Origin of the sequence: Hoeflea sp. CAU 1731 (genome assembly GCF_039888615.1) — a bacterium.
Taxonomy (GTDB): domain Bacteria; phylum Pseudomonadota; class Alphaproteobacteria; order Rhizobiales; family Rhizobiaceae; genus Flavimaribacter.
Map to the genome: position 1 here is coordinate 65,694 of NZ_JBDQQS010000020.1, position 22,080 is coordinate 87,773.

Annotated in this window: 21 protein-coding genes; 16 read left to right on the forward strand and 5 right to left on the reverse strand. The window is 58.6% G+C overall.

The genetic code is table 11. The annotated features are described in order from the left end of the window. Positions 1-40: 40 nt before the first annotated feature. Genes hdaA through AAFN47_RS24255 form a run of 3 tightly spaced genes read right to left on the reverse strand, consistent with a single transcriptional unit; the run spans position 41 to position 2,438 of the window. Positions 41-763 (reverse strand): DnaA regulatory inactivator HdaA, encoded by a 723-nt coding sequence (gene hdaA, locus AAFN47_RS24245; RefSeq protein ID WP_499811848.1) that lies wholly within the window; start codon positions 761-763, stop codon positions 41-43. Continuing rightward, entirely contained in the window at positions 753-1,889 is a 1,137-nt protein-coding gene (locus AAFN47_RS24250; RefSeq protein ID WP_499811849.1) for an AI-2E family transporter, read from the reverse strand. The genes hdaA and AAFN47_RS24250 overlap by 11 nt, the downstream gene beginning before the upstream one ends. Before the next feature lie 12 nt (positions 1,890-1,901). Beyond that, entirely contained in the window at positions 1,902-2,438 is a 537-nt protein-coding gene (locus tag AAFN47_RS24255; protein ID WP_499811850.1) for a CDP-alcohol phosphatidyltransferase family protein, read from the reverse strand. Positions 2,439-2,835: 397 nt separating this feature from the next. Between AAFN47_RS24255 and purM the strand changes: the two genes are divergently transcribed. The 8 genes from purM (at position 2,836) to AAFN47_RS24295 (ending at position 11,682) form a co-directional block, all read left to right on the forward strand. Next, a complete protein-coding gene (purM, locus tag AAFN47_RS24260) occupies positions 2,836-3,909 on the forward strand; it encodes a phosphoribosylformylglycinamidine cyclo-ligase (protein ID WP_499811851.1) in 1,074 nt (357 codons plus the stop codon). Beyond that, positions 3,906-4,589: a phosphoribosylglycinamide formyltransferase gene (purN, locus tag AAFN47_RS24265; protein ID WP_499811852.1), complete on the forward strand. Its 684-nt coding sequence runs from the start codon at positions 3,906-3,908 to the stop codon at positions 4,587-4,589. Before purM ends, purN begins: the two co-directional genes overlap by 4 nt. Positions 4,590-4,690: 101 nt before the next feature. Next, a complete protein-coding gene (gene phnF, locus AAFN47_RS24270; RefSeq protein ID WP_499811853.1) occupies positions 4,691-5,410 on the forward strand; it encodes a phosphonate metabolism transcriptional regulator PhnF in 720 nt (239 codons plus the stop codon). A 114-nt stretch (positions 5,411-5,524) separates the two neighbouring features. Beyond that, positions 5,525-6,394 (forward strand): endonuclease/exonuclease/phosphatase family protein, encoded by an 870-nt coding sequence (locus AAFN47_RS24275; protein ID WP_499811854.1) that lies wholly within the window; start codon positions 5,525-5,527, stop codon positions 6,392-6,394. Between the two features lie 120 nt (positions 6,395-6,514). Beyond that, positions 6,515-8,089: an ABC transporter substrate-binding protein gene (locus AAFN47_RS24280; RefSeq protein ID WP_499811855.1), complete on the forward strand. Its 1,575-nt coding sequence runs from the start codon at positions 6,515-6,517 to the stop codon at positions 8,087-8,089. Beyond that, a complete protein-coding gene (locus tag AAFN47_RS24285) occupies positions 8,089-9,942 on the forward strand; it encodes a dipeptide ABC transporter ATP-binding protein (RefSeq protein WP_499811856.1) in 1,854 nt (617 codons plus the stop codon). The genes AAFN47_RS24280 and AAFN47_RS24285 overlap by 1 nt, the downstream gene beginning before the upstream one ends. After that, complete coding sequence (locus AAFN47_RS24290; protein ID WP_499811857.1) at positions 9,939-10,862, forward strand: ABC transporter permease; 924 nt, start codon at positions 9,939-9,941, stop codon at positions 10,860-10,862. Before AAFN47_RS24285 ends, AAFN47_RS24290 begins: the two co-directional genes overlap by 4 nt. 13 nt (positions 10,863-10,875) lie before the next feature. After that, the gene (locus AAFN47_RS24295) at positions 10,876-11,682 is read left to right on the forward strand and encodes an ABC transporter permease (RefSeq protein ID WP_499811858.1); all 807 of its coding nucleotides are present in this window, start codon (positions 10,876-10,878) and stop codon (positions 11,680-11,682) included. 1 nt (position 11,683) lies between these two features. Here the strand turns inward: AAFN47_RS24295 and AAFN47_RS24300 are convergent, their stop codons facing one another. Further along, entirely contained in the window at positions 11,684-13,795 is a 2,112-nt protein-coding gene (locus AAFN47_RS24300; RefSeq protein WP_499811859.1) for a molybdopterin-containing oxidoreductase family protein, read from the reverse strand. 67 nt (positions 13,796-13,862) lie between these two features. Here AAFN47_RS24300 and AAFN47_RS24305 point away from each other — a divergent pair, with 67 nt between their 5' ends. The 8 genes from AAFN47_RS24305 (at position 13,863) to AAFN47_RS24340 (ending at position 20,482) form a co-directional block, all read left to right on the forward strand. Beyond that, on the forward strand, positions 13,863-14,726 hold the full coding sequence (locus AAFN47_RS24305; RefSeq protein ID WP_499811860.1) for a 23S rRNA (adenine(2030)-N(6))-methyltransferase RlmJ: 864 nt from the start codon (positions 13,863-13,865) through the stop codon (positions 14,724-14,726). 91 nt (positions 14,727-14,817) lie between these two features. Further along, positions 14,818-15,234: a hypothetical protein gene (locus tag AAFN47_RS24310; RefSeq protein ID WP_499811861.1), complete on the forward strand. Its 417-nt coding sequence runs from the start codon at positions 14,818-14,820 to the stop codon at positions 15,232-15,234. Between the two features lie 89 nt (positions 15,235-15,323). Then, positions 15,324-15,920, forward strand: coding sequence for a glutathione S-transferase family protein (locus tag AAFN47_RS24315; protein ID WP_499811862.1), 597 nt, complete (start codon positions 15,324-15,326; stop codon positions 15,918-15,920). Between the two features lie 120 nt (positions 15,921-16,040). Continuing rightward, complete coding sequence (locus AAFN47_RS24320) at positions 16,041-16,988, forward strand: calcium/sodium antiporter (RefSeq protein WP_499811863.1); 948 nt, start codon at positions 16,041-16,043, stop codon at positions 16,986-16,988. A gap of 88 nt (positions 16,989-17,076) precedes the next feature. Beyond that, positions 17,077-19,077, forward strand: a complete 2,001-nt coding sequence (uvrC, locus tag AAFN47_RS24325; RefSeq protein ID WP_499811864.1) for an excinuclease ABC subunit UvrC — start codon at positions 17,077-17,079, stop codon at positions 19,075-19,077. Positions 19,078-19,173: 96 nt separating this feature from the next. Next, the gene (pgsA, locus tag AAFN47_RS24330; RefSeq protein WP_499811865.1) at positions 19,174-19,755 is read left to right on the forward strand and encodes a CDP-diacylglycerol--glycerol-3-phosphate 3-phosphatidyltransferase; all 582 of its coding nucleotides are present in this window, start codon (positions 19,174-19,176) and stop codon (positions 19,753-19,755) included. Positions 19,756-19,758: 3 nt separating this feature from the next. Then, positions 19,759-20,013 carry a molybdopterin converting factor subunit 1 gene (moaD, locus tag AAFN47_RS24335; protein ID WP_499811866.1) on the forward strand — a complete coding sequence of 85 codons (255 nt, stop codon included), beginning with the start codon at positions 19,759-19,761 and terminating at the stop codon, positions 20,011-20,013. 7 nt (positions 20,014-20,020) lie between these two features. Next, a complete protein-coding gene (locus AAFN47_RS24340; RefSeq protein WP_499811867.1) occupies positions 20,021-20,482 on the forward strand; it encodes a molybdenum cofactor biosynthesis protein MoaE in 462 nt (153 codons plus the stop codon). A 129-nt stretch (positions 20,483-20,611) separates the two neighbouring features. Here the strand turns inward: AAFN47_RS24340 and AAFN47_RS24345 are convergent, their stop codons facing one another. Next, the gene (locus AAFN47_RS24345) at positions 20,612-22,015 is read right to left on the reverse strand and encodes an amidase (RefSeq protein WP_499811868.1); all 1,404 of its coding nucleotides are present in this window, start codon (positions 22,013-22,015) and stop codon (positions 20,612-20,614) included. Positions 22,016-22,080 lie beyond the last annotated feature (65 nt).

Genomic DNA, 22,080 nt, shown 5'->3' on the forward strand with positions numbered 1-22,080 from the left:
GCTCCGGGCGGGGATTCCTGATCCGCGCCGCACAATCGGACTATAACACGTCTTCATGATGATCCCGATCTTCCAGTTCCTGCAACACGTCGGCGGCGATGCGTCGGTTTATCCTGCTTCCCCGCGAAAGCGCAAGATTGTCCATCCGGTGCACGATCAGTTGAGCAGCGTCAAGTGACCTTTCCATTCTGTTCACAAGGTACGAGACGACCTTTTCATCTACGCCCAATTGCCTGTCGGCGAACAGCTTGACGATAACGCGAGCGAGGAGTTCGTCGTCAGGTTCACCAATCTCAACTACGGTTGCAGCTTTCAGTCGCGATCTGAGATCAGGAAGATCCACCGGCCAACCGGCAGGCCAGATGCGCGACGTTACAAGCATCGATGTCCGATGCTGCAGCACGGTGTTTATCAGGTGAAAAAGCAGCGTCTGATCGAAGCCGGTCCGGTCTATGTCCTCGATCAGCACCGGTCCGCTATCCGCCGCTTTCAGGTTGTTCTCTTCGCCTGTTCGCACCGTGATTTCGACGGCGCATGCCCGATCCCGCCAGATATTGGCTAGATGCGTCTTGCCCGAGCCTGTAGGGCCTGCGAGGATCGTTACCGGTGAGGGCCAGGCAGGCCAGTCGTCAATCAACCCGATGGCCTGGCTGACAGGATCCGACACGATGAGATCATCGCGCGACGTGCTGGCGTCGTGCGCGAATCCCAGGGGCAGTTGGTCGTTCGGCCGATTGGCGGATGTATGGTCGCTACGGCTCATCGCCCTGTCTTTCCGTCACCGACACGGTGAGTTCTACGTCCTTGTCCGCTCCACCTTCGTAGAGATCGCTTTGCAGATACCGTTTCAGGGCGAAACGAACCAGAACGGCCGTCGCGGCGGCCGCGGGCACGGCGATCATCAGTCCGACGAATCCGAACAGCGAACCAAAGGCGAAGAGCGCGAACATCAGCCAAACCGGGTGGAGGTTGACACTCTTACCGACAAGTTTCGGTTGCAGAATGTTGCCTTCCAGGAACTGTCCGGAGAAAAAGACAAGGAGCACGATGCCGATCGAGACGTAGTCCGGCCAGAATTGGACGACAGCAACGCTGGCTGCAAGCAGAAGACCCACGAACGAGCCGACATAGGGAATGAAGCTGATGACGCCGGCGAACAAACCAATCAGAAGGCCGAAATTCAGCCCGGCAAGCGTCAGTCCAATGCCGTAATACAGTCCGAGAATCATGCAGACGCTGCCTTGACCGCGCACGAAACCGGCGATCGCCTTGTTCATGTCACGGAGAATTTCACGCACGTCCTCAAGATAATTGCGCGGTATCCAGCTATCGACTGTATCAACCATCCTGTCCCAATCGAGAAGCAGATAGAAAGCAACGACTGGGGTGACGATAAGCAGGGACGCGATGTTGATCAGCGCCATGCCGGAATTCCAGATCTGCAGCAGGATCTCTCCCACAAATCCGGCGCCCTGAGACAACAGCGCGCCGATCGACGATTTCAGATCCGGCAATTCCATCCCGATCCAGTTTTTCACCCATCCAAGTTCAGCCGGGGAAATCAGTTGCTGCAGCCTGGATAGATTTTCGGGCAGACCAGCGATGAACTGGTTGGCCTGACTGATCAGCAGCGGGATGACAACGATGATCGCGACGACGAAGAGCACCACAAAGGCTGCAAGGATAAAGAGCGTCGCGACAAGGCGCGACAAACCCACCTTCTCCAGTCGATCCGCCACAGGATCGAGAAAATAGGCGAGCGCCATTCCTGCCACGAAGGGGAGCAGAATATCGCTGAACACATAGAGAAAGAGCCCGAACGCCAACAGGACGCACAGCCAGAACACAATCTGCCAGCGCAAGGAAGTCCTGAATGTCTCGGTCGTCATAGGCGCGCTCCGTCACTCCACATCTGTCATATGATGAATCCAGACGCGGAGATAGGCTCCGGCGGACAAAATGGTCAGAAGCGTTACGACATAGACAAGAATTGTCTGCAAATCGCCAAAGCGAACCTCGAACGCTAGCTCCGCGAGAACGATGGCTGCGAGCGCGATCTGAAAAGCCGTGTTGGCTTTGGAAACCAGCAATGGATTAACTGTGATCGGATGCGTCATCAGGCTGGACAGAACGACGGCGATCATGATCAGCACATCGCGCGACACCACCAGAACCACCAGCCAGTGCGGCAGGTAGTTGAGGATCGCCAACATGATGAAGACGCTGATTAAAAGCAATTTATCGGCAATCGGATCGAGATAGCTTCCCAGTTCCGATTGCTGGTTGAACTGTCGCGCAATGAACCCGTCTATCCCATCGGACAACCCAGCCAGGACGAAGATCACGAAGGCCGGCGCCATTTCGCCTTGCAGAAGCGCATAGATGACGCCCGGAACCATGAGGAAACGGCAAAAGGTAATGATATTGGGAATGGTCATCGGATCAGAAAGCTCTGTGGAACCGGCGACGCCGGGTTCCTCTCCTCCATGCGAATCGTCATCATCCTCGACCTGATTTAGGGCCTCTTCCGGTGGATTATAAGACTGATCCTTCTCCGGAACACGATCTACCGCGAAATGCGCCGACGAAACTATACGCGTTTCGCGGTCATGAACCGAGTCAGAGGTTTGTAATGTGGCTCTGTACGCCTGTTCATGCTTTATATTCGACAATAAAATGCGACAAATCATTGTTTTGCGGGTGGTTTCGAAGATATCGGCATTTGCTTGGGCGAGCGCCACAACGGGATGCTAATGTTGGATTAGGACCATTGGCGTCTTGCAGGATGACCCGCGCCGTGCAATCTCGCTGAAAAGAGACTACCCGGACAGGAACATGACGGACGCCAGAAAAAACAGCCTCACCTACAGCGACGCCGGTGTCGACATCGACGCCGGCAATTCGCTCGTTGAACGGATCAAACCGCTTGTGCGCTCAACAAGGCGCCCGGGTGCCGATGGCGAAATTGGCGGGTTTGGCGGCTTGTTCGATCTCAAAGCTGCCGGCTTCGAGGATCCTGTCCTTGTCGCCGCCAACGACGGCGTCGGTACAAAACTCAGGATTGCCATTGAAAGCGGCAGGCTGGACACAGTCGGCATCGACCTTGTCGCCATGTGTGTCAATGACTTGATCGTACAAGGCGCTGAACCGCTGTTTTTCCTCGACTATCTTGCGACCGGCAAACTGGACCCGGAGGAAGGCGAAGCAATCGTCGCCGGCATTGCAGACGGTTGCCGCCAGGCAGGTTGCGCGTTAATCGGCGGAGAAACCGCCGAAATGCCCGGAATGTATGCAGGCAAGGACTTCGATCTCGCCGGTTTCGCCGTCGGTGCAGCCGAGCGCGGCCGGTTACTGCCCTCGGGCGCAATCCAGTCAGGCGACGTCATTCTGGGCCTTGCGTCTTCCGGCGTGCATTCGAACGGATTTTCGCTTGTCCGCAAGATTGTCGAGATCGCGGGATTGTCCTGGGACGACCCAGCGCCTTTTTCTCCGGAGATCAGCCTGGCGGAAGCGCTGCTGACCCCGACGCGCATCTATGTCAGATCCCTGTTGGAAACGCTGCGCTTCACCGATCGCATCAGGGCGCTGGCGCACATCACCGGGGGCGGCTTCCCGGAAAACATTCCGCGAGTTGTGCCGGACGGACTCGCCGCCGAAATCGATCTCGAAGCGCTTGCGCCTCCACCCATATTCTCCTGGCTTTCTTCTACCGGCGGAATTGAACCTGCTGAAATGTTGCGCACCTTCAATTGCGGCGTCGGAATGATCGCAATCGCCGCTCCTGAAGACGTCGCCGCGTTGACGGCTTCGCTCGGAACCAACGGCGAAAAGGCCCAACAGATCGGTGTGATTGTCGAACGCGATCCGTCCGAGCCCGGCGTGCGTTATCGCGGTGCGCTGGGTCTATGACCGGAAAGTCGGTCAAGCGGGTCGCCGTATTCATTTCAGGCCGCGGCAGCAATCTGGAAGCGCTGATCGAGGCCAGCGCGGCACAGGATTGTCCCTACCGGATCGTCGCTGTCCTCTCGGATAACCTGGAGGCGGGCGGACTGACGCTGGCGGCGCGGGAAAACATTCAAACATTCGCCATACCACGATCCGGTTTCGGATCGCGCAGCGAACACGAAGCGGCCGTGCTGGATGCCCTGAATTCCATCGACCCTGACATAATTTGCCTCGCCGGATATATGCGCCTCCTCTCCGCCGAATTTGTCAGACAGTGGAAAGGGCGCATCCTGAATATCCACCCTTCCCTCCTACCGAATCTGCCTGGGCTCGAAACACACAAACGCGCGCTTTCGCTCGGCATGCGGATCCACGGATGCACAGTGCATTTTGTCAATGAAGGGATGGATGACGGCCCGATCATTGGACAAGCCGCCGTTGTGGTGCGACCGGACGACGACGAGGAGACGCTCGCAGCACGGGTTCTAAAGGCGGAACATCGGCTATACCGGGAAATGCTCCGGCTGGCGGCCACCGACCGGGTCCGGCTGAGCAGCGGCGGCGAAACGATTTTTGACGACGCCTCTGCGCCGGATTGCGACGATGTCGTCCTGATCTCGCCTATTGAAGGCACGAAGCGATGAACTTCAGCTGAGCCGCTCACACTCATCAACACCGCCCATGCTGTCATGGAGATGTTAAGAAGCCGGATTACTGCTCATTCATCCGAATGAATGGGCGGGCGATGTTGCGAGACAAATGGAAAACGGTAAGGGCCGCTATCGACGAAGATATCGCCAGTGGCAAATTCGTCCAGGGCGACCGCATCCCAACCGAAGCCGAGTTGGCTGAAATATATTGCGCCGGCCGTCACTCGGTCAGACGCGCCGTCGCCGAACTGGCCAAAGAGGGCAAGCTCAGCGTCGAACAGGGCCGTGGCACCTATGTCGAAGCGGTTCCGCGCATCGTCTACGCTATTGGTAAACGCACACGCGTACACCGCAATCTCCTGCCACAGGGCATCAAGGTTACTGGCGAACTTCTCGATGTCGAGATGACCGATCCGAGCGATGGGCTCCGACAAGTATTGCGGCTTGAGGATGGCGAGCCAGCCATCTCATCGCGACGCATCACCTATGCGGACGGCCTGCCTGTCGGCTTTGGCGTCGCATGGCGATCGTCCATCCGCTTTCCTGATTTCGTAGAGCGGCAGAGCCTTCTCCTGTCGGCAACCGAGACCTACAAAACCTACGGAATCACCGACTATGTCAGGGCCGAAACCAACATAGAAAGTCGCCCGGCCCGGCCAGAGGAGGCCGAGTTACTGCGGCAACATCCTGATATGCCGGTGATGATACTGCACTCGGTCGATACGCTGATCGACGGAACTCCAATCTGTTACTCCGAAACGGTCTGGTCCACGGCCCGGGTCAGGTTCACCATTTCGGCGACCAACAACGATTAAGTCGCCTGGTCGCAACAGTTCTACACCGGTCGCCGACCGGACTTCATCAGAAACCGTCACTGACTTAACCGGGCCTCGACTGAAGAAGGGGCGCCCCAAAGACAAGGAGTTAACATGCTCTGCGCGACCTACAACATCCAGTATGGCAGGGGTAAAGACGACCGCTACGATCTAGATCGTATCGTAGCTGAATTGGGAAATCCGGACCTCATCGCCCTCCAGGAGGTGGACACCTTTGTTGATCGCTCGGGCATGATCGACCAGGCAGCGGAGATCGCCGCGCGGCGACCGAACATGTATTGGGTCTACGGCCCTGGCGTCGACGCAGACGCCTCCACCTTCGTCGAAGGTCGCGTCGTCAATCGCCGGCGGCAATTCGGAAACATGGTGATCTCACGCTGGCCGATCCTTGCATCAGCCAACCACCTCCTTCCGAAGACGGCCTTGTATGGCCAGGTGCACTCCCGTCGGGCAATGCTCGAAACCGTGATCAAGACGCCCCTTGGGCCGCTGCGCTTCGCCTCGGTGCATTTCGATCATATCGGGCCGCAAACAAGACTGCCGCAAATCGAGGCGGCGAAAAAAATCTTGCTCGATGGACCAGCGACCGGTGCAACCTGGGGCGGTCCCTTCGACACGGGATGGTTCGACAATCCAGCCCCTCCAATGCCGGATGACATCATCCTGATGGGCGACTTCAATTTCTCGCCCGATAGCGTGGAATATGACAGGTTTGTCGGCGAGATGACCGAACACCACGGCCGTGTCGGCGAACTGAGGGGTTTCGTTGACGCCTGGGTGGCCGCAGGTCATGGAGAAGAGGAAGGCGTCACCGTATCTTTCAACAGCTTCGGAAAACGGATCGACCATTGCTTCGCCACACATAGGCTCGCGGGGATGGTCAGACGCGCCTGGATAGACAATGACGCGCAAGGATCTGACCACCAGCCGGTCTTCTTCGAATTCGCTGACACAACTGCGTAAAGGAAACTTCATCCAGGTGTCACGCCTTTGTTATGTCTCGAGACAAACATCCGGATGTTTCCAGTTCGCGTCTGATCAGCGAACTCCATTCTCTCTTCTACACGCCCTTTAGGAGCTCCGATGTCTCACCTTATCCGTCCTACGCGCCGCGGCTTTATGACCGGCGCGGCCGCTCTCGCCGGCGCCGCCACGCTGCGCTTCCCGACCCCTGCCCTGGCCCAGTCCGATCGCCCCGATCTGGTTATCGCCGTGCAGGGTCTCGTCGACAACCTCGAACCGATCGCGGCCATTTCGAATGTCGGCATGCGCGTCGTCAACGCCATGTATGACACGCTTCTCTACCGCAACTTTCTTTCCAATCCCGATGGTTCGGGCGCGGTGATCGAACCCGGTCTTGCAACAAACGTTGAGCGCCTTAACGACCATACCGTTCGCGTTACGCTGCGCGACGACGTGGTCTTTCACAATGGCGAGCCGATGACCGCTCAGGACGTGGCCTTCTCATTCGGTTACGACCGGATGTTCGGCCCCGAACCGCTCACCCCGCGCGCCGCCTATTTCCGACCCGACCTCGCAGAAGTCAGCGTCATTGACGACTCGACAGTCGAGTTCGTTACCAACGGACCGGACTACGCAATGGAAAAACGGCTCGCATCCTGGATCGGCTGGGTAGTGCCTGAAGGGTATTTTCGAGACAAGGGGCTCGATGGTTTCGGCACCGCGCCCATCGGCACCGGCCCGTACAAGCTGAAGGAATTTCTGCGCGGCGACCGCGTCGTGCTGGAAGCCAATGAGGACTACTGGCGCGGCCGCCCGACCGCCCGTACGGTGACCTTTGTCGTTGTCCCCGAAACCGCGACCCGCGTTGCTGGTCTGATCTCTGGCGAATATCACATCGCCTGTGCGCTGAATCCGGACAATATTCCGCTTCTGCAACGCTACAAGGAAGTCGAGGGTCGCGGCGCACAAATCGAAAACACCCATCTTGTGGTTCACAATCAGGTCGACAATATTCTGGCTGACAAGCGAGTCCGCCGCGCCATGCACAAGTGTATCGATCGCGACGCCCTCAATACCGCTCTGTGGGCTGGCCTCGCCGGCGTGACCAACGGCTTCCAGCTTCCAATGCAGGGAGAGGCCTACGATCCCGGTCGCGCGCCGTACCGGCAGGATATCGAGGGCGCAAAAGCGCTGCTCGCAGAAGCCGGATACTCGGGTGAACCGATCACCTATCGCACGCTCAACGACTATTACGTCAATTCCGTCGCCGCCGCCCAGGCCATGCAGCAATGGTGGCAGGAAGCCGGTCTCAATGTCGAAATCGAGATCAAGGAAAACTGGGGACAGGTCACCGGCGACGGTCTGATGAGCCGCAACTGGTCAAACGGATTCCCGCTGACCGACCCGGTCACGCCGCTGACGACAGACTGGCACGAAGGCTCCAACGTTCAGAAGAACTATGGATGGAAGGCGCCGGAGGAGTTCAATGCACTGCTCGGCAAAATCCGTTCGATGCCGAACAGTCCGGAACGCAGCGCCGCGTTCCAGCGCGCGCTGGACATATTCGACGACGAAGCCCCCGGCGCGCCGCTTTATCGCCCCTACGAACTCTACGGCATTCAGTCCTCGATCGGCTGGAGCCCGGTCACGTTCGAATGGATGGAACTGCGGCCGCACAATCTCGCTTTCGATTGATGCAGATCTCATCGCTATCGTCGGCGGCCCCTGCGGCCGCCGGCACACCGCAATTATCAATCGATGGGCTGTCTGTCGCACATCGGACCAGTCCTCATAATCTGCTGGTCTCGGACGTATCTCTGCAGCTGCCGCCCGGCGGCGCGCTCGGTATCGTCGGTGAATCCGGATCAGGCAAGAGCCTTACCTGTCTGTCGATCATGGATCTGTTGCCAGGCGCACTCTGGCAGAGCGCCGGTTCCATCCGAATGAACGGCGCGCCGCTTGCTCCCGGACGCAAAGGCATACGCGGCCGGCGCATCGCCATGATATTCCAGGATCCGGGCGCAACGATGAACCCCTTGCGACGGATTGGGCCGTTTCTTTCCGGTTTAGTAAAGCTGCATCGCGGGCTGACAGGAGCCGCAGCCGAAGCGGAAGCCGTGCGCCTTCTCGACGCTGTCCGCATGCCTGCGGCGCGGGAGCGCCTGCGCGCCTATCCGCACGAACTCTCCGGCGGGCAAAACCAGCGCGTAATGATCGCTGGCGCTCTGGCTAGCGACCCAGAAATCCTGCTTGCCGATGAGCCAACCACGGCGCTGGACGTGACGACCCAGGCGCAAATCCTTGACCTTCTGGCAGAATTGAGAGCCGAACGAGGCATGGGCCTCGTGCTCGTCAGTCACGATTTCGGCGTAATCGCCGAAGCCGCCGACCATGTCGCCGTCATGCGCGCTGGCCGCGTGGTTGAGCAAGCGCCAGCCAACCGCCTGTTTTCGTTTCCGCAACACCCATATACGGCTTCTCTGCTTACATCCATACCTCCGGAACTGGGTCGCGCATCAGTTTTAACGTCGCGTAAAAGTCCGCCGCGCAATCGCCCATCGAACGCGACGAAGGGAATCGGCATTGAGGCGCGCGGACTTTCCCGGCTATTCGAAGCTCGCGGCCGCGCCCGAGTCCACGCACTCAATGGCATTGACCTCACCATACAACCGGGTGAAATGCTGGGGATCGTCGGGGAATCCGGATGCGGCAAATCAACCTTCGGCCGACTGCTCGTCGGCTTGGACAAACCGAGTTTTGGCGACATTCGCGCTGATGGAAAGCCACTCGTTACTGACGACGGCGAAGCCTTCCGCAACTCGCGTCGTCGGCTACAACTGGTCTGGCAGGACCCCTTATCCGTGCTCAATCCCCGTTTGTCGATCGGGTACCAGATCATTGAGGTTCTGCAGACGCATCGAATCACAGACGATACACATAGTCGGATGCTTGAACTGCTCCAGGCGGTCAATCTGAAAGCCGAGCATGCGTCGCGATACGCCCATCAGCTTTCTGGGGGCCAGCGGCAACGCGCCGTCATCGCTCGAGCGCTCGCGGTAGAACCGCAGATCGTTGTGTTTGACGAACCCGTTTCCGCCCTCGACCTTTCCGTGCAGGCGCAGGTAATAGAAATGATCGCCGATATTCGCAATCGTTTCGAGCTTACCGGGATATTCATCAGCCACGACATTCGGGTTGTCCGCTACGTCTCGGATCGTATTGCGGTCATGTATCTCGGACGGATTGTGGAAATCGGGCCAGCAGACGACATATACCACACTCCGAAGCATCCCTATACGCAGGCCTTGCTTTCCGCTGTCCTCAGCACTGATCCGAAACGTCGCAAATCCAGGAGTATTCTGCGCGGCGATCCGCCCGACCCTGCCCAAATGCCATCCGGTTGCCCCTTCCACCCCCGCTGCCCCAGGGCCGCGGCCCGATGCAGGGCCGAGACGCCGGCGCTTCAGGCAGGAGCGGACAGCCGTTTCACGGCATGCCATGCAGTAGATGTCGAAACGTCCGGCCGGCATTGGGAGGTCGCAGCGTGATCCGTTTCGTCTTCATCCGCACGATACGCGCAATCCTGACTGCATTGACCGTCGTGACCACAACTTTCGTTGTTCTGCGCGTGACCGGCGACCCTGTCCAATCATTGCTGCCGGTAGAGACAACGCCGCCCGAAATCATCGAACTCTATCGGCGCCTGTGGAATCTCGACCAGCCGCTCTGGCAGCAATATGTCGGCTATTGGCAGGGCATATTCCACGGCACAATGGGACGGTCCTTCGTCGATGGACGAGATGTGGTCGGCATTATTGCCGAACGCATTCCGATCACGCTTGAATTGATGGGCTGGACCTTCGTTGCGATGCTGGCGATTGGCCTTCCCGCAGGCATTGCCGCCGCCCTGAACCGTGGAAGCTGGATTGACCGGCTGGTCATGGCCGCAGCAGTTGCAGGGCACGCGCTGCCCGGCTACGTCATGGGCATCCTGATGATCTGGCTGTTCGCTGTCGAATTGCGTTGGCTGCCGTCCTCCGGTTACGGCACGCCGCAGCATCTGATTATGCCCGTCATAACGCTGTCGACCGCCTACGGCGCCGTCATCGCCCGTTTCACCAGGGCTGCAGTGCTGGAAGTGCTCGGCCAGCCGCATGTTCTGGCAGCCAGATCACAGGGCTGGGCTGGTCGCACAATCATGCGCCGCGAAGTACTTCCTAACGCTGCGATACCGCTCGTCACGATTATCGGCCTTTTTCTTGGCGGGCTGATCGGCGGCTCGGTGATCGTCGAATGGATCTTCGCCTGGCCGGGCATAGGCCGCCTACTCGTCACATCGGTCTCCGGCCGAGATCTCGCAATTGTCCAGGCGCTCGTCCTGCTGTTCTCCGCTACAATGATTTTCGCAAACCTTCTGGTCGACCTCGCATATGCATTTCTCAATCCGGCAATCCGCATCCGCGGTTAGGCATAATTCTCCGGTGCTCGTCGCCGCATGCGTCTGGCTCGGACTTATGGTCGTTGTGGCTGTTTTCGCGCCATGGATCGCACCCTACGGCTACGCCGAACAGGATCTGCTCCTGCGCCTGCAGCCGCCGAGTTTCGCAGGCGGTCCACCAGGACACTGGCTGGGAACGGACCATCTCGGCCGGGATGTCTTCAGCCGGGCCATCTATTCTATCCGCATCTCCATGGCGGTCGCCTTCTTCGGAGCATTGATAGGGGCAGTTTTCGGCACTGCGCTTGGCGCGCTCGCAGCTCACAGACGCGGCATCGTCGAGGAAATCGTGATGGGGCTGGTCGATGTCCAGGCAGCGCTGCCTTTCCTGATCTTCGCCCTTCTTGTGATCGCGTTTTTCGGCAACGATCTTTTTTTGTTCGTTCTGGTTGTCGGCTTTCAGGGCTGGGAGCGTTACGCAAGGCTGGCGCGCGGCCTTGTTCTGGACGCAAAGACGCGTGGCTACGCCGCAGCGGCCCGTTCCATGGGGTTACCTCTGTGGCGGGTCTATTTCGTCCATATCGGGCCCAATATTGCTGGCGCCATGGCCGTCCAGTTCACTCTGAACCTGCCAGAGACAATCATTCTGGAGGCAGGCCTGTCATTCCTCGGACTGGGCATACAACCGCCGCTGACGTCGCTGGGTCTCATGCTCAATGACAGCCGCAACTACATCGTGTTGCACTGGTGGCTGCCTGCAGTGCCCGGCGCGCTGATTTTTATCACGGCGCTGTCAATGAGCCTCATCGGCGACGGACTGCGCGATTGGCTCGACCGCTCCCAGAGATAGCTCAGTAGCCCGTCTTGCGTATCCACACGTGGTTATCGTGGAAGGCCGCGCCGCCATAAGGCGCAATGCAGTCGGCGCCGGTCAACACGTTGATTCCCTCGCCGTCCAGAAAGCTCTTGTTCGGCCACAGGCCTTCGGTAATCAGCACGCCCCGTTTCAATCCCTCGGTCACCTTTGCATGAAGCCGGACTTCTCCACGCTCATTTCCAAGCGTGACGATGTCGCCGTCGCAAATTCCCAGTTCTTCGGCGTCTTCGGGCTCGACAAGAACTTCGGGCCGCCCCTCCCGCTTCCGCGATGACGGCGTTTCAGAAAAGGTCGAGTTCAGGAAGGAGCGAGCCGGCGACGTCGCCAGTCGAAACGGAAACGCGTCGCTGGTTTCCTCGATCGTCTCGAAATGATCGGGAAATTCAGGCAGGTCCCGATAGGGTCCGAGCGCTCCGAGAGATTTCGGCGGCCGGTTCGGGGCTGGCGAACCGGACCAGTCCGGACGGAAACGGAACTTGCCGTCCGGCCAGTTGAAGCCATTGAGGTAATGCGACGTCTCGAAATCCGGCTGGCAATCGAGCCAGTGCTCCCGCTCCAGGGTTTCAAGATCGCCCCGGTCACTGGCGCGCAGCATGTTGTCGATGAGTTCATTCGCCGATTTGTGGAAAGCGGGATCCGCGTCCACGCCAAGACGACGCGCCAGACCGTTAAGGACATCGAGATTTGGACGCGGGCCTTCCGGCGGCTCTACCAGTTTCGGACCGAGGACGATGTGCTGGTTTCCGCCCGACTTGTAGATATCGTCATGTTCCAGAAACATCGTCGCCGGCAACACGACATCGGCCATTTCGGCGGTTTCCGTCATGAATTGTTCGTGGACGAACGTGAACAGGTCTTCGCGAGCAAATCCGCGTCTTACCAGCCGTTGTTCCGGCGCGACATTCACAGGGTTGGTGTTTTGGATAAGCAACGCCGTCACCGGTGGGCCATGTCGCAAAGCCTCGGGGTCTCCCGTCAGCACCCGGCCGATCTGGGATTGGTCGAGATAACGCACGCTGTCATCACGCATGCCAAGTCCTGTAACTTCGGCCGTGTTCAAACCATATATGCCGCCATTGTTGTGGAATGCGCCGCCGCCTTCATATTTCCAGGCGCCGGTAACGGACGCAATACACATGGCGGCGTGCATGTTCACGGTGCCGTTGCGCTGGCGCGTGAAACCGTAACCCAGTCGCAAAAAGGTGCGCGGCGTTTCGCCGACCAGCCGCGCAAAGGCCTCGATTTCTTCTACGGCCAGCCCGGTGATAGCCGAAGCCCAAACAGGATCGCGTGTTTTCAGATGCGCCTCAAGGCCAGCCGGATCGTCCGTATACTGTTCAAGATAGTTCCTATCGGCAAGGCCGTCTCTGAATAGGACGTGCATGACGGCGCAAGCCAGCGCGCCGTCCGTGCCAGGACGCAGGATCAGCTTCATGTCCGCCTGCTGCGCCGTGGCGTTGTCGTAGATGTCGACGACGACGATTTTCGCGCCGCGCTTCTTGCGAGCGCGCGTTGCATGGGTCATTACATTGACCTGCGTAGCGACCGCATTCGTGCCCCAAATCACCACGCAATCCGATTTCGCCATCTCCCGCGGATCAGGTCCGGCAAGAAGCCCTGTGCCCAAGACGATGCCTGTCCAGGCAGCATTGGTGCAAATGCTGTCGAACTGCCCGGAATACTTGGCGGCGTGCCTCAAGCGGTGAATTGAATCGCGCTGCACCAGCCCCATGGTTCCGGCGAAGTAATAGGGCCATACGGTTTCGGAGCCGTGTTTCTGTGCCGCGCGAATGAATTGATTGGCGACCAGGTCCAGAGCATCGTCCCACTTCATCTCCTGCCACTCGCTCGCGCCCTTTTCGCCCTTGCGCCGCATCGGTTTGAGCAATCGGTCGGGGTGGTAGAGCCGTTCCGCGTAGCGCGCAACCTTTGCGCAGATGATCCCGGCGGTATAGGTCTGCTCACGCGCGCCGCGCAGACGGGTCACCGTATTGCCGTCCGCAATGTCAACTTCGAGGGCGCAGGTGGAGGGACAGTCGTGCGGACAGGCAGAGTATCCGGTCCTCATCTGTGAATGTTCGTTCATGGAAATTATGTTCTTCCGATCGGATCGCCCCTATAGACTACTGGTCACTGACCAACGAGGCAATGACGTGAACTACCGGCATATCTATCACGCGGGCAATTTTGCGGATGTATTGAAGCACAGTGTCCTCACCCGCATCATACTCTACCTGCGAAGAAAAGATCGCGCGTTCCGGATGATCGACACCCATGCCGGCCCGGGGCTCTACGATCTCGGAAGCGAACAGGCTGGAAAGACGGACGAATGGCGGTCAGGAATCGGCAGGCTTCTGGATTTTACTTTCGACGAACGGACAGCGGATCTTCTGTCTCCGTATCTATCGGCTATCCGCGAGTGCAATCCGGACGGAGAAATGAAATGGTATCCCGGTTCGCCAAAGCTTGCGCGACTGCTGCTGCGTCAGCAGGACAGGCTCTCGGCGGTTGAACTGCATCCGCAGGACGCGAAGCAACTGACAAGACTGTTCGACGGGGATTTTCAGGTTCGCGTGACGCAACTGGACGGCTGGCTGGCGCTTGGCTCGCATGTGCCGCCGAAGGAAAAGCGCGGACTCGTGCTTGTCGATCCGCCATTCGAAATTCCGGGCGAGTTCGATCGGATGGCCGACGGCCTGGCGCGAGCGCACCGCCGCTGGCCGGGCGGCGTCTACTGTCTGTGGTATCCGGTCAAGCAAACCGCAGAAGTCGACGCGTTCCATAAGAAGTTGCAGTCGCTCGACATACCGAAAATGCTTTGCGCGAGCATGCAGGTCTGCAATCCAAAAGGCCATACGGGGCTCGCAGGCAGCGGACTCATCGTCGTCAATCCGCCTTATGTGCTTGAAGAGGAACTCGCAGTTATGCTTCCCGCGCTGACGCGTTGTCTTGCACAGTCGGACGCGGCGTCACATGAACTCTTCTGGATTGCATCCGAAGCGGCAATGGAATTTTAAGCTCGTCATGTTTTGCTTCAGGCTTGACGGTCGTGACCGTCTCGACCATCTTCTGAAGCATTCATTTTTCCACATTCGGGGGACCTGTCTTATGTCTCTGAAACGCCTTCTGCTCGCCGCCCTTGCCTTTGCGTCCGTTTCCACGGGCGTGCTGCCGCTGACCGCCACTTCCGCCAAAGCGGAAGTTGCTTGCGAAAGCTCGCTCGTCCTGTGGTCCGTGTCCCGCAAATTCCACACCTATGATCGCAATGTCATCAAATCCGGCCTGCGCATCGAGGAGCTTTATAACGCCCATCCGGTCTACTCGACCAATCACACACGCGATACGCTGATACCGCGGCAATATTGCAAGGCGCGCGCGATGATGAGCGACGGCCGCGATCGCACCGTCTGGTACGTCATCGAATATGGACAGGGCTTCGCCGGCGTCAGCTATAGGGTCGATTCGTGCATTCCGGGTTTCGACCCTTGGCATGTCTACGGCGCCGACTGCTTCACAGTCAGATAATAAGGGAATACATGCGACCGGGATCGACCGTCGTCCTGGCGCCGACGGGTGGTTGTTGACGCCATCCCAACCAGAACAGGAAACGCCATATGAAAATTCTCTACTCCCCTACTTCGCCCTATTCTTCAAAGGTGCGGATGGCGGCCAATTATTGCGATTTGGCGTTCGCGGAAGAACTGGTGGACGTCTATTCCGATCCCACGCAGTTGCTCGAGATCAATCCCCTCGGCAAGATTCCGGCGCTTCTCGAAGAGGACGGCGTCGCCGTGTATGACAGCCGCGCCATTATGCAGTATCTGGATCGCAAGAGCGGTCGCAAGCTGTTCCCGCGCAACTCCGCCAAGCGCTCCGAAGCCGAAAAACTGGAAGCGCTTTGCGACGGCGTCATGGATGCATTGCTGGCGATCCGTTTCGAGCGGATGTTCCATGCGCCCGAGAAAATCGAACAGGCCTGGATCGACAGGCAATGGTCAAAAGTGGTCCGTGCTCTGGACCACCTCAACGCCAATCTGCCGAGAACGTCGAAAAACCTGCATGGCGGCCATTTCGCCCTTGCCGCTCTGGTCGCCTATCTCGGTCTTCGCTTCGAGGGCGAATGGGAGCGCGGCCGCTCCAAACTGAAAAACTGGCCAGACAAATTCAGCCGCTTCTTTCCCGAATTCGAAAAACTGAAACCGCAGGTTTGAGGATGCGACGGCCAATTTGGCCGGGCATTCATTGAGTTTTCAAGCTTCGTACCTATATCGGGGGTGCGCCGCCCTTTCACAACAAATTCTTCAGTAAACCGAGCAGAAAACAGTCAGTCGATGTTCAGCATACTTATTCTTGTCGCCGGACTCGCACTGCTTATTTTCGCTGGTGACCTGCTTGTGCGCGGGGCCGTGGCCTTTGCTGAAAAGATCGGGATCAGCCCTCTCATCATCGGGCTGACCATCGTCGCTTTCGGTACATCGGCGCCGGAACTCTTCGTCTCCCTAAAGGCGGCCATCAACGGCATCTACGGCATCGCCATCGGCAATGTGGTTGGCTCAAACATCACCAATGTGCTGCTGGTGCTTGGCATCCCAGCGCTCATCGTGCCTGTCGCCTGCCGCGAAAAAGGCCTTGGCTTCAGCCTAGTCATGATGTCAGCTATGACCATCGTGATGATGATCATGATGGCGATGGGGCGGCTTGGACATATCGATGGAATGATATTGCTGGGCATGCTGGGCGTTTTTCTTGCCTGGCAGTTCAAGCGGGCGCATGCCGATATGAACAACCATGAGATGGTTGAAGATTATCATTCGGAATTCCAGAAACTGCCAGTCGAGAATTCCCGCATTGCTGCCTATACGCTGTCCGGCCTAATCGGATTGCCCGTCGGTGCGTCGTTGACCGTGCACGGGGCCGTCGACATCGCTCAATGGATGGGTGTGTCCGACACTGTGATCGGATTGACCATCGTTGCTATTGGCACATCCCTGCCCGAGCTAGTCACCACTTTTATGGCGGCCTGGCGGCGCAGCGGCGCAGTGGCTATCGGCAATGTCGTTGGCTCCAACATCTTCAATGTCGGCGCGATTCTAGGCATTACCAGCCTCGTCCATCCACTGCTGGTGCCGGTAAGGATTGTCTATCTGGACATGTGGATCCTTGCCCTCTCCACCATTCTGCTTCTCGCGCTGGCGTTTATTTCCAGACCGATTGGCAAGCTGGGCGGCATGGCCCTTGTCGCCGCCTACTGTCTCTACTTCGTGGTCATCCTTCATTGAAGCGGAGGCGAATGGCGGTTTGACAGGCCTTCGCTGACAGACCACATACTTGCCGTTAAATGCCCGAAGGCCGATTCGAGACAGTGGAATGACGCCTAAAGAAGACACGACCGCCGAATGCGATCGGAACGAACAAATATCCCAAGAACCGGCAACCAACGCTGCGTCCTGGGAAGGCGCCGGCGCATTTCCGTCTAACCTCACAGGACCGGAACGCATTCAGGAATTCGTCAAGATCCTGCCCAATGCGCCGGGTGTTTACCGCATGCTCAACCGCGATGGCGACATACTTTATGTCGGCAAGGCGCGCAGCCTAAAGAAACGCGTTTCGAACTACGCCCAGGGTCGCGGCCACACCAATCGAATTTCCAGCATGGTGCGCGACACCGCGAACATGGAGTTTATCACCACCCGCACGGAAACCGAGGCGCTGCTTCTTGAAGCAAACCTGATCAAGCGGTTCAAACCCCGCTACAACGTGCTTCTGCGCGACGACAAGTCGTTTCCCTACATCTTGCTGACCGGCGACCACGAAGCCGCCGGCATCTACAAGCATCGCGGCGCCCGCTCACGTCAGGGCTCCTATTTCGGGCCGTTCGCTTCGGCCCAGGCCGTGGACCGGACCATCAACGCGCTGCAGCGGGCGTTCCTCATTCGCACCTGCACGAATGCGATGTATGAGACCCGGACGCGGCCTTGCCTCCTTTACCAGATCAAGCGTTGCTCGGCGCCCTGCACGGGCGAGATCGATCTCGCCTCCTATGGAAAACTCGTGGACGAGGCGACGGATTTCCTTTCAGGCAAGAGCCAGAAGGTAAAGGGCACGCTATCCGAAGCGATGCAGAAGGCTTCCGAAGAACTCGATTTCGAGCGCGCGGCGGTCTATCGCGACAGACTGGCGGCGCTATCGCATGTGCAAAGCCACCAGGGCATCAACCCGCAGACGGTTCAGGAAGCCGATGTTTTCGCTATCCACCAGGATGGCGGCCTCAACTGCATCCAGGTCTTTTTCTTCCGTACCGGTCAGAACTGGGGTAACCGCGCCTATTTTCCGAAGGCCGACCCCGCGCTATCACAGGAGGAGGTGCTCGGCGCCTTCCTCGCGCAGTTCTACGACGACAAGCCCTGTCCGAAGCAGATCCTCGTGTCGCACTCCATTCCGGAAAGCGAATTGCTGATCGAGGCGCTTTCAATGCGCGCGGGCCGCAAGGTCTCGATCTCCGTACCGCATCGCGGAGAAAAACGGGATCTCGTACAGCAGGTCGCCGCCAACGCCCGTGAAGCCCACGGCAGACGACTTTCGGAGACATCCACGCAAGGCAATCTTCTGAAGGCGATGGCGAGCACCTTCGGTCTCGCGCGTCCGCCGCGCCGGATCGAGGTCTACGACAATTCACACATCATGGGAGCCAACGCCGTCGGCGGCATGATTGTCGCCGGCGCGGAAGGTTTTGCGAAGAACCAGTATCGTAAATTCAACATCAAGTCCGAAGAGATTACGCCCGGCGATGATTTCGGGATGATGCGGGAGGTTCTTCACCGGCGCATCGCACGCCTGATCAAGGAACACGAAAGACCGCAAACGAAGGAAACGGACGAAGACTCGCACGACGTGGCGGAAATGCCGGCGTGGCCCGACCTTCTGCTGATCGACGGCGGCCAGGGACAACTCTCCGCTGTTCAAGGCATTCTGGATGAACTCGGCGTTGGCGACGAGATCACCGCAGTCGGCGTCGCAAAGGGCGTTGATCGCGAAGCCGGTCGGGAACGTTTCTTCATGAAGGGTCGCCAAGCCTTCTCGCTGCCACCGAGAGATCCGGTCCTGTATTTCATTCAGCGCATGCGCGACGAGGCGCACCGCTATGCAATCGGTGCGCATCGTGCGCGACGCAGCAAGGAGCTCACGCGCAACCCGCTGGACGAGATCGCGGGCATCGGCCCGGCGAGAAAACGATCTCTGCTGCACCATTTCGGCACGGCAAAGGCCGTCTCGCGCGCCGGCGTCGAGGATCTGGTAGCGGTTGAAGGCATTTCGCAGGCCACGGCGCAGATGATTTACGATCATTTTCATGAGGATCGTCGTAATTAAGGCAATCTTCGTCTTATAGAAATCATTTGATCGTCGGTGTTGACGCGAAGCGCGACGCCCTATTTTTATGACGGTGACATTCTCCCGGATTTTTCCATGGCGTCCCATACGTATAAATTACCCAATCTACTTACCTACGGCCGCATTCTCGCCGTTCCGTTAATCGTGCTGTGTTTCTTCATGGAAGGTCGACTGCATGGATCCGACTTTGCGCGCTGGAGCGCGCTTGCGTTGTATCTGATCGCTTCGATCACCGATTTCTTCGACGGATATCTCGCCCGTGTCTGGAACCAGACGTCGCCAATCGGCCGAATGCTCGATCCTATTGCCGACAAGCTGCTGGTTTCATCGATTCTTTTGCTTCTGGCTGCGGACGGGACCATCGCCGGATGGACCATCTGGGCTGCGATCATTATTCTCTGCCGGGAAATCCTGGTGTCCGGCTTGCGCGAATATCTGGCGGAGTTGAAGGTTTCGGTTCCCGTGACCTGGATCGCCAAATGGAAAACCACAATCCAGATGATAGCGATCGGTTTTCTGCTGGCGGGCCCCGCGGGAGACAAGATCATCCCCTATGTGACGGAAACCGGCATTACGCTACTCTGGATCGCCGCGGTCATCACCATGTATACCGGATATGACTATTTCCAGGCCGGCCTGAAACATGTGGTGGACTAGGCGATGGTGAAACTTGTCTATTTCGCGTGGGTTCGCGAGCGCATCGGCAAGAGCGAGGAAGAGATCGTTCTGCCGGACAACGTATCGACCGTCGGCGACCTCCTCGACCACCTGAAGGAACGCGGAGAGGAATATCGCAACGCGCTTGAGCACTCCGATGTCATCCGGGTCGCCCTTGATCATCATCACAGCCAGCATGATGCTGCAATCGGCGGCGCTAACGAGATCGCGCTCTTCCCTCCCATGACAGGCGGGTAACCCTGTCATGAAACCGACGATCCGGGTTCAATCAGACGATTTCGAAATTGCAACGGAAATCCAGATCCTGACGGCCGGCAACCCTGATGTCGGCGCCGTTGTGACCTTTACCGGCGTATGCCGCGATGAAGCCGGCCAGTTGGCTGCGCTCGAACTCGAACATTATCCCGGCATGGCGGAGCAGGAAATCAGCCGCATAGCATCACAGGCTGGCGAGAGGTGGCCGCTGACAGGTCTCGCCGCGATCCACCGCTTTGGCCGAATCCGTCCGGGCGAGAATATTGTCCTGGTGATCGCCGCGTCCAAACATCGTCAGGCCGCATTCGAGGCGGCCAGTTTCTTGATGGATTTCATGAAGAGCCGCGCCCCGTTCTGGAAGAAAGAGATATTTCTCGACGGAACGGAAGGCGGTTGGGTCGACGCGCGTTCCACGGACGAAGACGCGCTGGATCGCTGGTTACAGGAATGAGCCGAAAAGCGGTTGTTCTCGGCGCCTACGGGCTGATCGGTTCGGTTTGCGTCTGTATTCTACAACAGTCCGGCTTCGAAGTTGTCGGCGTCGGGCGCTCACGCCGACTGTGCGCGCGAAAGAGCGATTTCAAACGGATTCGAGCCGGTTGGTCAGTTCGTTCTGACGCGCCTTCCAGTCGCAGGCCATTTCCAGCTGGCTTGCAAGCCGGATGAGCAAATCCTCCCGGCCCGAACCTGCCGCAAATTGCATTCCGATCGGCAAACCGTCCGGCGCCCACACCAATGGCAGGCTGATTGCAGGCTGGCCGGTGATATTATAGAGCGAGGTGAAAGGCGCGAATGCGAACACCTTGGCCAGAAACGTTCCGATGTCCCCCTCACTGGCGTCGAGCCGACCGAGCGGCAGTGGCGGCGCGGCCACCGTCGGTGAAAGCACAACGTCAAATTCATCCATCTGACGCAGGATCTCGCCCCCCGTCAGATGGACGCAGGCGACCGCGGCATTGAGTTCTCCGCCAGACAATTTCCTCCCGATCTTCAGCGCGCTCCACACGCTCGCCTCGAAATCCTCTGGCGCGGCGATTCGGCCGGTCTCTTTTTCGTGGTGATTCGTCGTAGCGGCCACGGAAGACGCGATCAGCTTCAGGAACGCATCTGCCGCAGCGGAGGTATCATAGTTAAGCACAAGCGTTTCGGTGGCGTGTCCGAATTCTTCCAGCAAGCTGCGGACCCGGTCGAGAGCGTTCCGGCAGGTCTCTGAGACGTCAACACCGGAAGGCGGCGTCTCCAAGACGCCGATCCGCAAAGGCTTTACTGCGCCATTCGGCAGTTCCGCATAGGTCACATCAGCGCCGGGCGCATAATAAGGCGCCGGTTCGCCTGTATTCTTCAGGCAATCAAGTAGCCTGGCGGTATCGCGCACCGAACGCGTGATGGCGAAAGCGTTGAATGTATCGTGCCAACCCTCGCCCTCGTCCAGCCCCGCAAATACGCGGCCGCGCGTCGGCTTCAGCCCGATCATCCCGCAACAGGAAGCCGGAATGCGGATCGAGCCTCCGCTATCCGTCGCGTGCGCCATCGGGACCATCGCTGACGCAACGGCCGCCGCACTGCCGCCGCTGGATCCGCCGGTGCTGTGACCGTCGTTCCATGGATTGCGCGCCGCGCCTAGGAACCGCCCTTCCGTGCTCGAATTGAGCCCGAATTCCGGGGAGTTTGTGCGGCCCATCACGACAAGGCCCGCCGCGCGCGCTTTCCTGACGACGGCGCTGTCTTTCCGGCTAAAATGCTCAGAGAAGAAGCGTGAACCATGGCTCAGTCGGCTGCCCTTTACAAGTGTGTGCAAATCCTTCACCAGGAAGGGTACGCCGCGAAAGGGCCCATCGGGAAGACCGCGGGCAATATCCTTTCGAGCTTCGTCATAAAGTTCCTCAACCACCGCATTGAATCGCGGGTTGAGGCAGTTGATCCGCCTAGAGCAACGGGCGATTAGTATGCAACGCATCCTGTTGATCTGAAGTAGTTCCAGCATTCTTGCGGTGTGAACAGGCTGCAGACATGTCCGACGGCCTTCCAAAGGTCTTCATATGTTCGGGC

Excerpts from the sequence above, each read along its gene's own strand:
- hdaA (WP_499811848.1), bottom strand. The coding sequence starts at position 763 with ATGAGCCGTAGCGACCATACATCCGCCAATCGGCCGAACGACCAACTG.
- AAFN47_RS24250 (WP_499811849.1), bottom strand. The coding sequence starts at position 1,889 with ATGACGACCGAGACATTCAGGACTTCCTTGCGCTGGCAGATTGTGTTC.
- AAFN47_RS24255 (WP_499811850.1), bottom strand. The coding sequence starts at position 2,438 with ATGACCATTCCCAATATCATTACCTTTTGCCGTTTCCTCATGGTTCCG.
- purM (WP_499811851.1), top strand. The coding sequence starts at position 2,836 with ATGACGGACGCCAGAAAAAACAGCCTCACCTACAGCGACGCCGGTGTC.
- purN (WP_499811852.1), top strand. The coding sequence starts at position 3,906 with ATGACCGGAAAGTCGGTCAAGCGGGTCGCCGTATTCATTTCAGGCCGC.
- phnF (WP_499811853.1), top strand. The coding sequence starts at position 4,691 with ATGTTGCGAGACAAATGGAAAACGGTAAGGGCCGCTATCGACGAAGAT.
- AAFN47_RS24275 (WP_499811854.1), top strand. The coding sequence starts at position 5,525 with ATGCTCTGCGCGACCTACAACATCCAGTATGGCAGGGGTAAAGACGAC.
- AAFN47_RS24280 (WP_499811855.1), top strand. The coding sequence starts at position 6,515 with ATGTCTCACCTTATCCGTCCTACGCGCCGCGGCTTTATGACCGGCGCG.
- AAFN47_RS24285 (WP_499811856.1), top strand. The coding sequence starts at position 8,089 with ATGCAGATCTCATCGCTATCGTCGGCGGCCCCTGCGGCCGCCGGCACA.
- AAFN47_RS24300 (WP_499811859.1), bottom strand. The coding sequence starts at position 13,795 with ATGAACGAACATTCACAGATGAGGACCGGATACTCTGCCTGTCCGCAC.
- AAFN47_RS24310 (WP_499811861.1), top strand. The coding sequence starts at position 14,818 with ATGTCTCTGAAACGCCTTCTGCTCGCCGCCCTTGCCTTTGCGTCCGTT.
- AAFN47_RS24315 (WP_499811862.1), top strand. The coding sequence starts at position 15,324 with ATGAAAATTCTCTACTCCCCTACTTCGCCCTATTCTTCAAAGGTGCGG.
- AAFN47_RS24320 (WP_499811863.1), top strand. The coding sequence starts at position 16,041 with ATGTTCAGCATACTTATTCTTGTCGCCGGACTCGCACTGCTTATTTTC.
- uvrC (WP_499811864.1), top strand. The coding sequence starts at position 17,077 with ATGACGCCTAAAGAAGACACGACCGCCGAATGCGATCGGAACGAACAA.
- pgsA (WP_499811865.1), top strand. The coding sequence starts at position 19,174 with ATGGCGTCCCATACGTATAAATTACCCAATCTACTTACCTACGGCCGC.
- moaD (WP_499811866.1), top strand. The coding sequence starts at position 19,759 with ATGGTGAAACTTGTCTATTTCGCGTGGGTTCGCGAGCGCATCGGCAAG.
- AAFN47_RS24340 (WP_499811867.1), top strand. The coding sequence starts at position 20,021 with ATGAAACCGACGATCCGGGTTCAATCAGACGATTTCGAAATTGCAACG.
- AAFN47_RS24345 (WP_499811868.1), bottom strand. The coding sequence starts at position 22,015 with ATGCTGGAACTACTTCAGATCAACAGGATGCGTTGCATACTAATCGCC.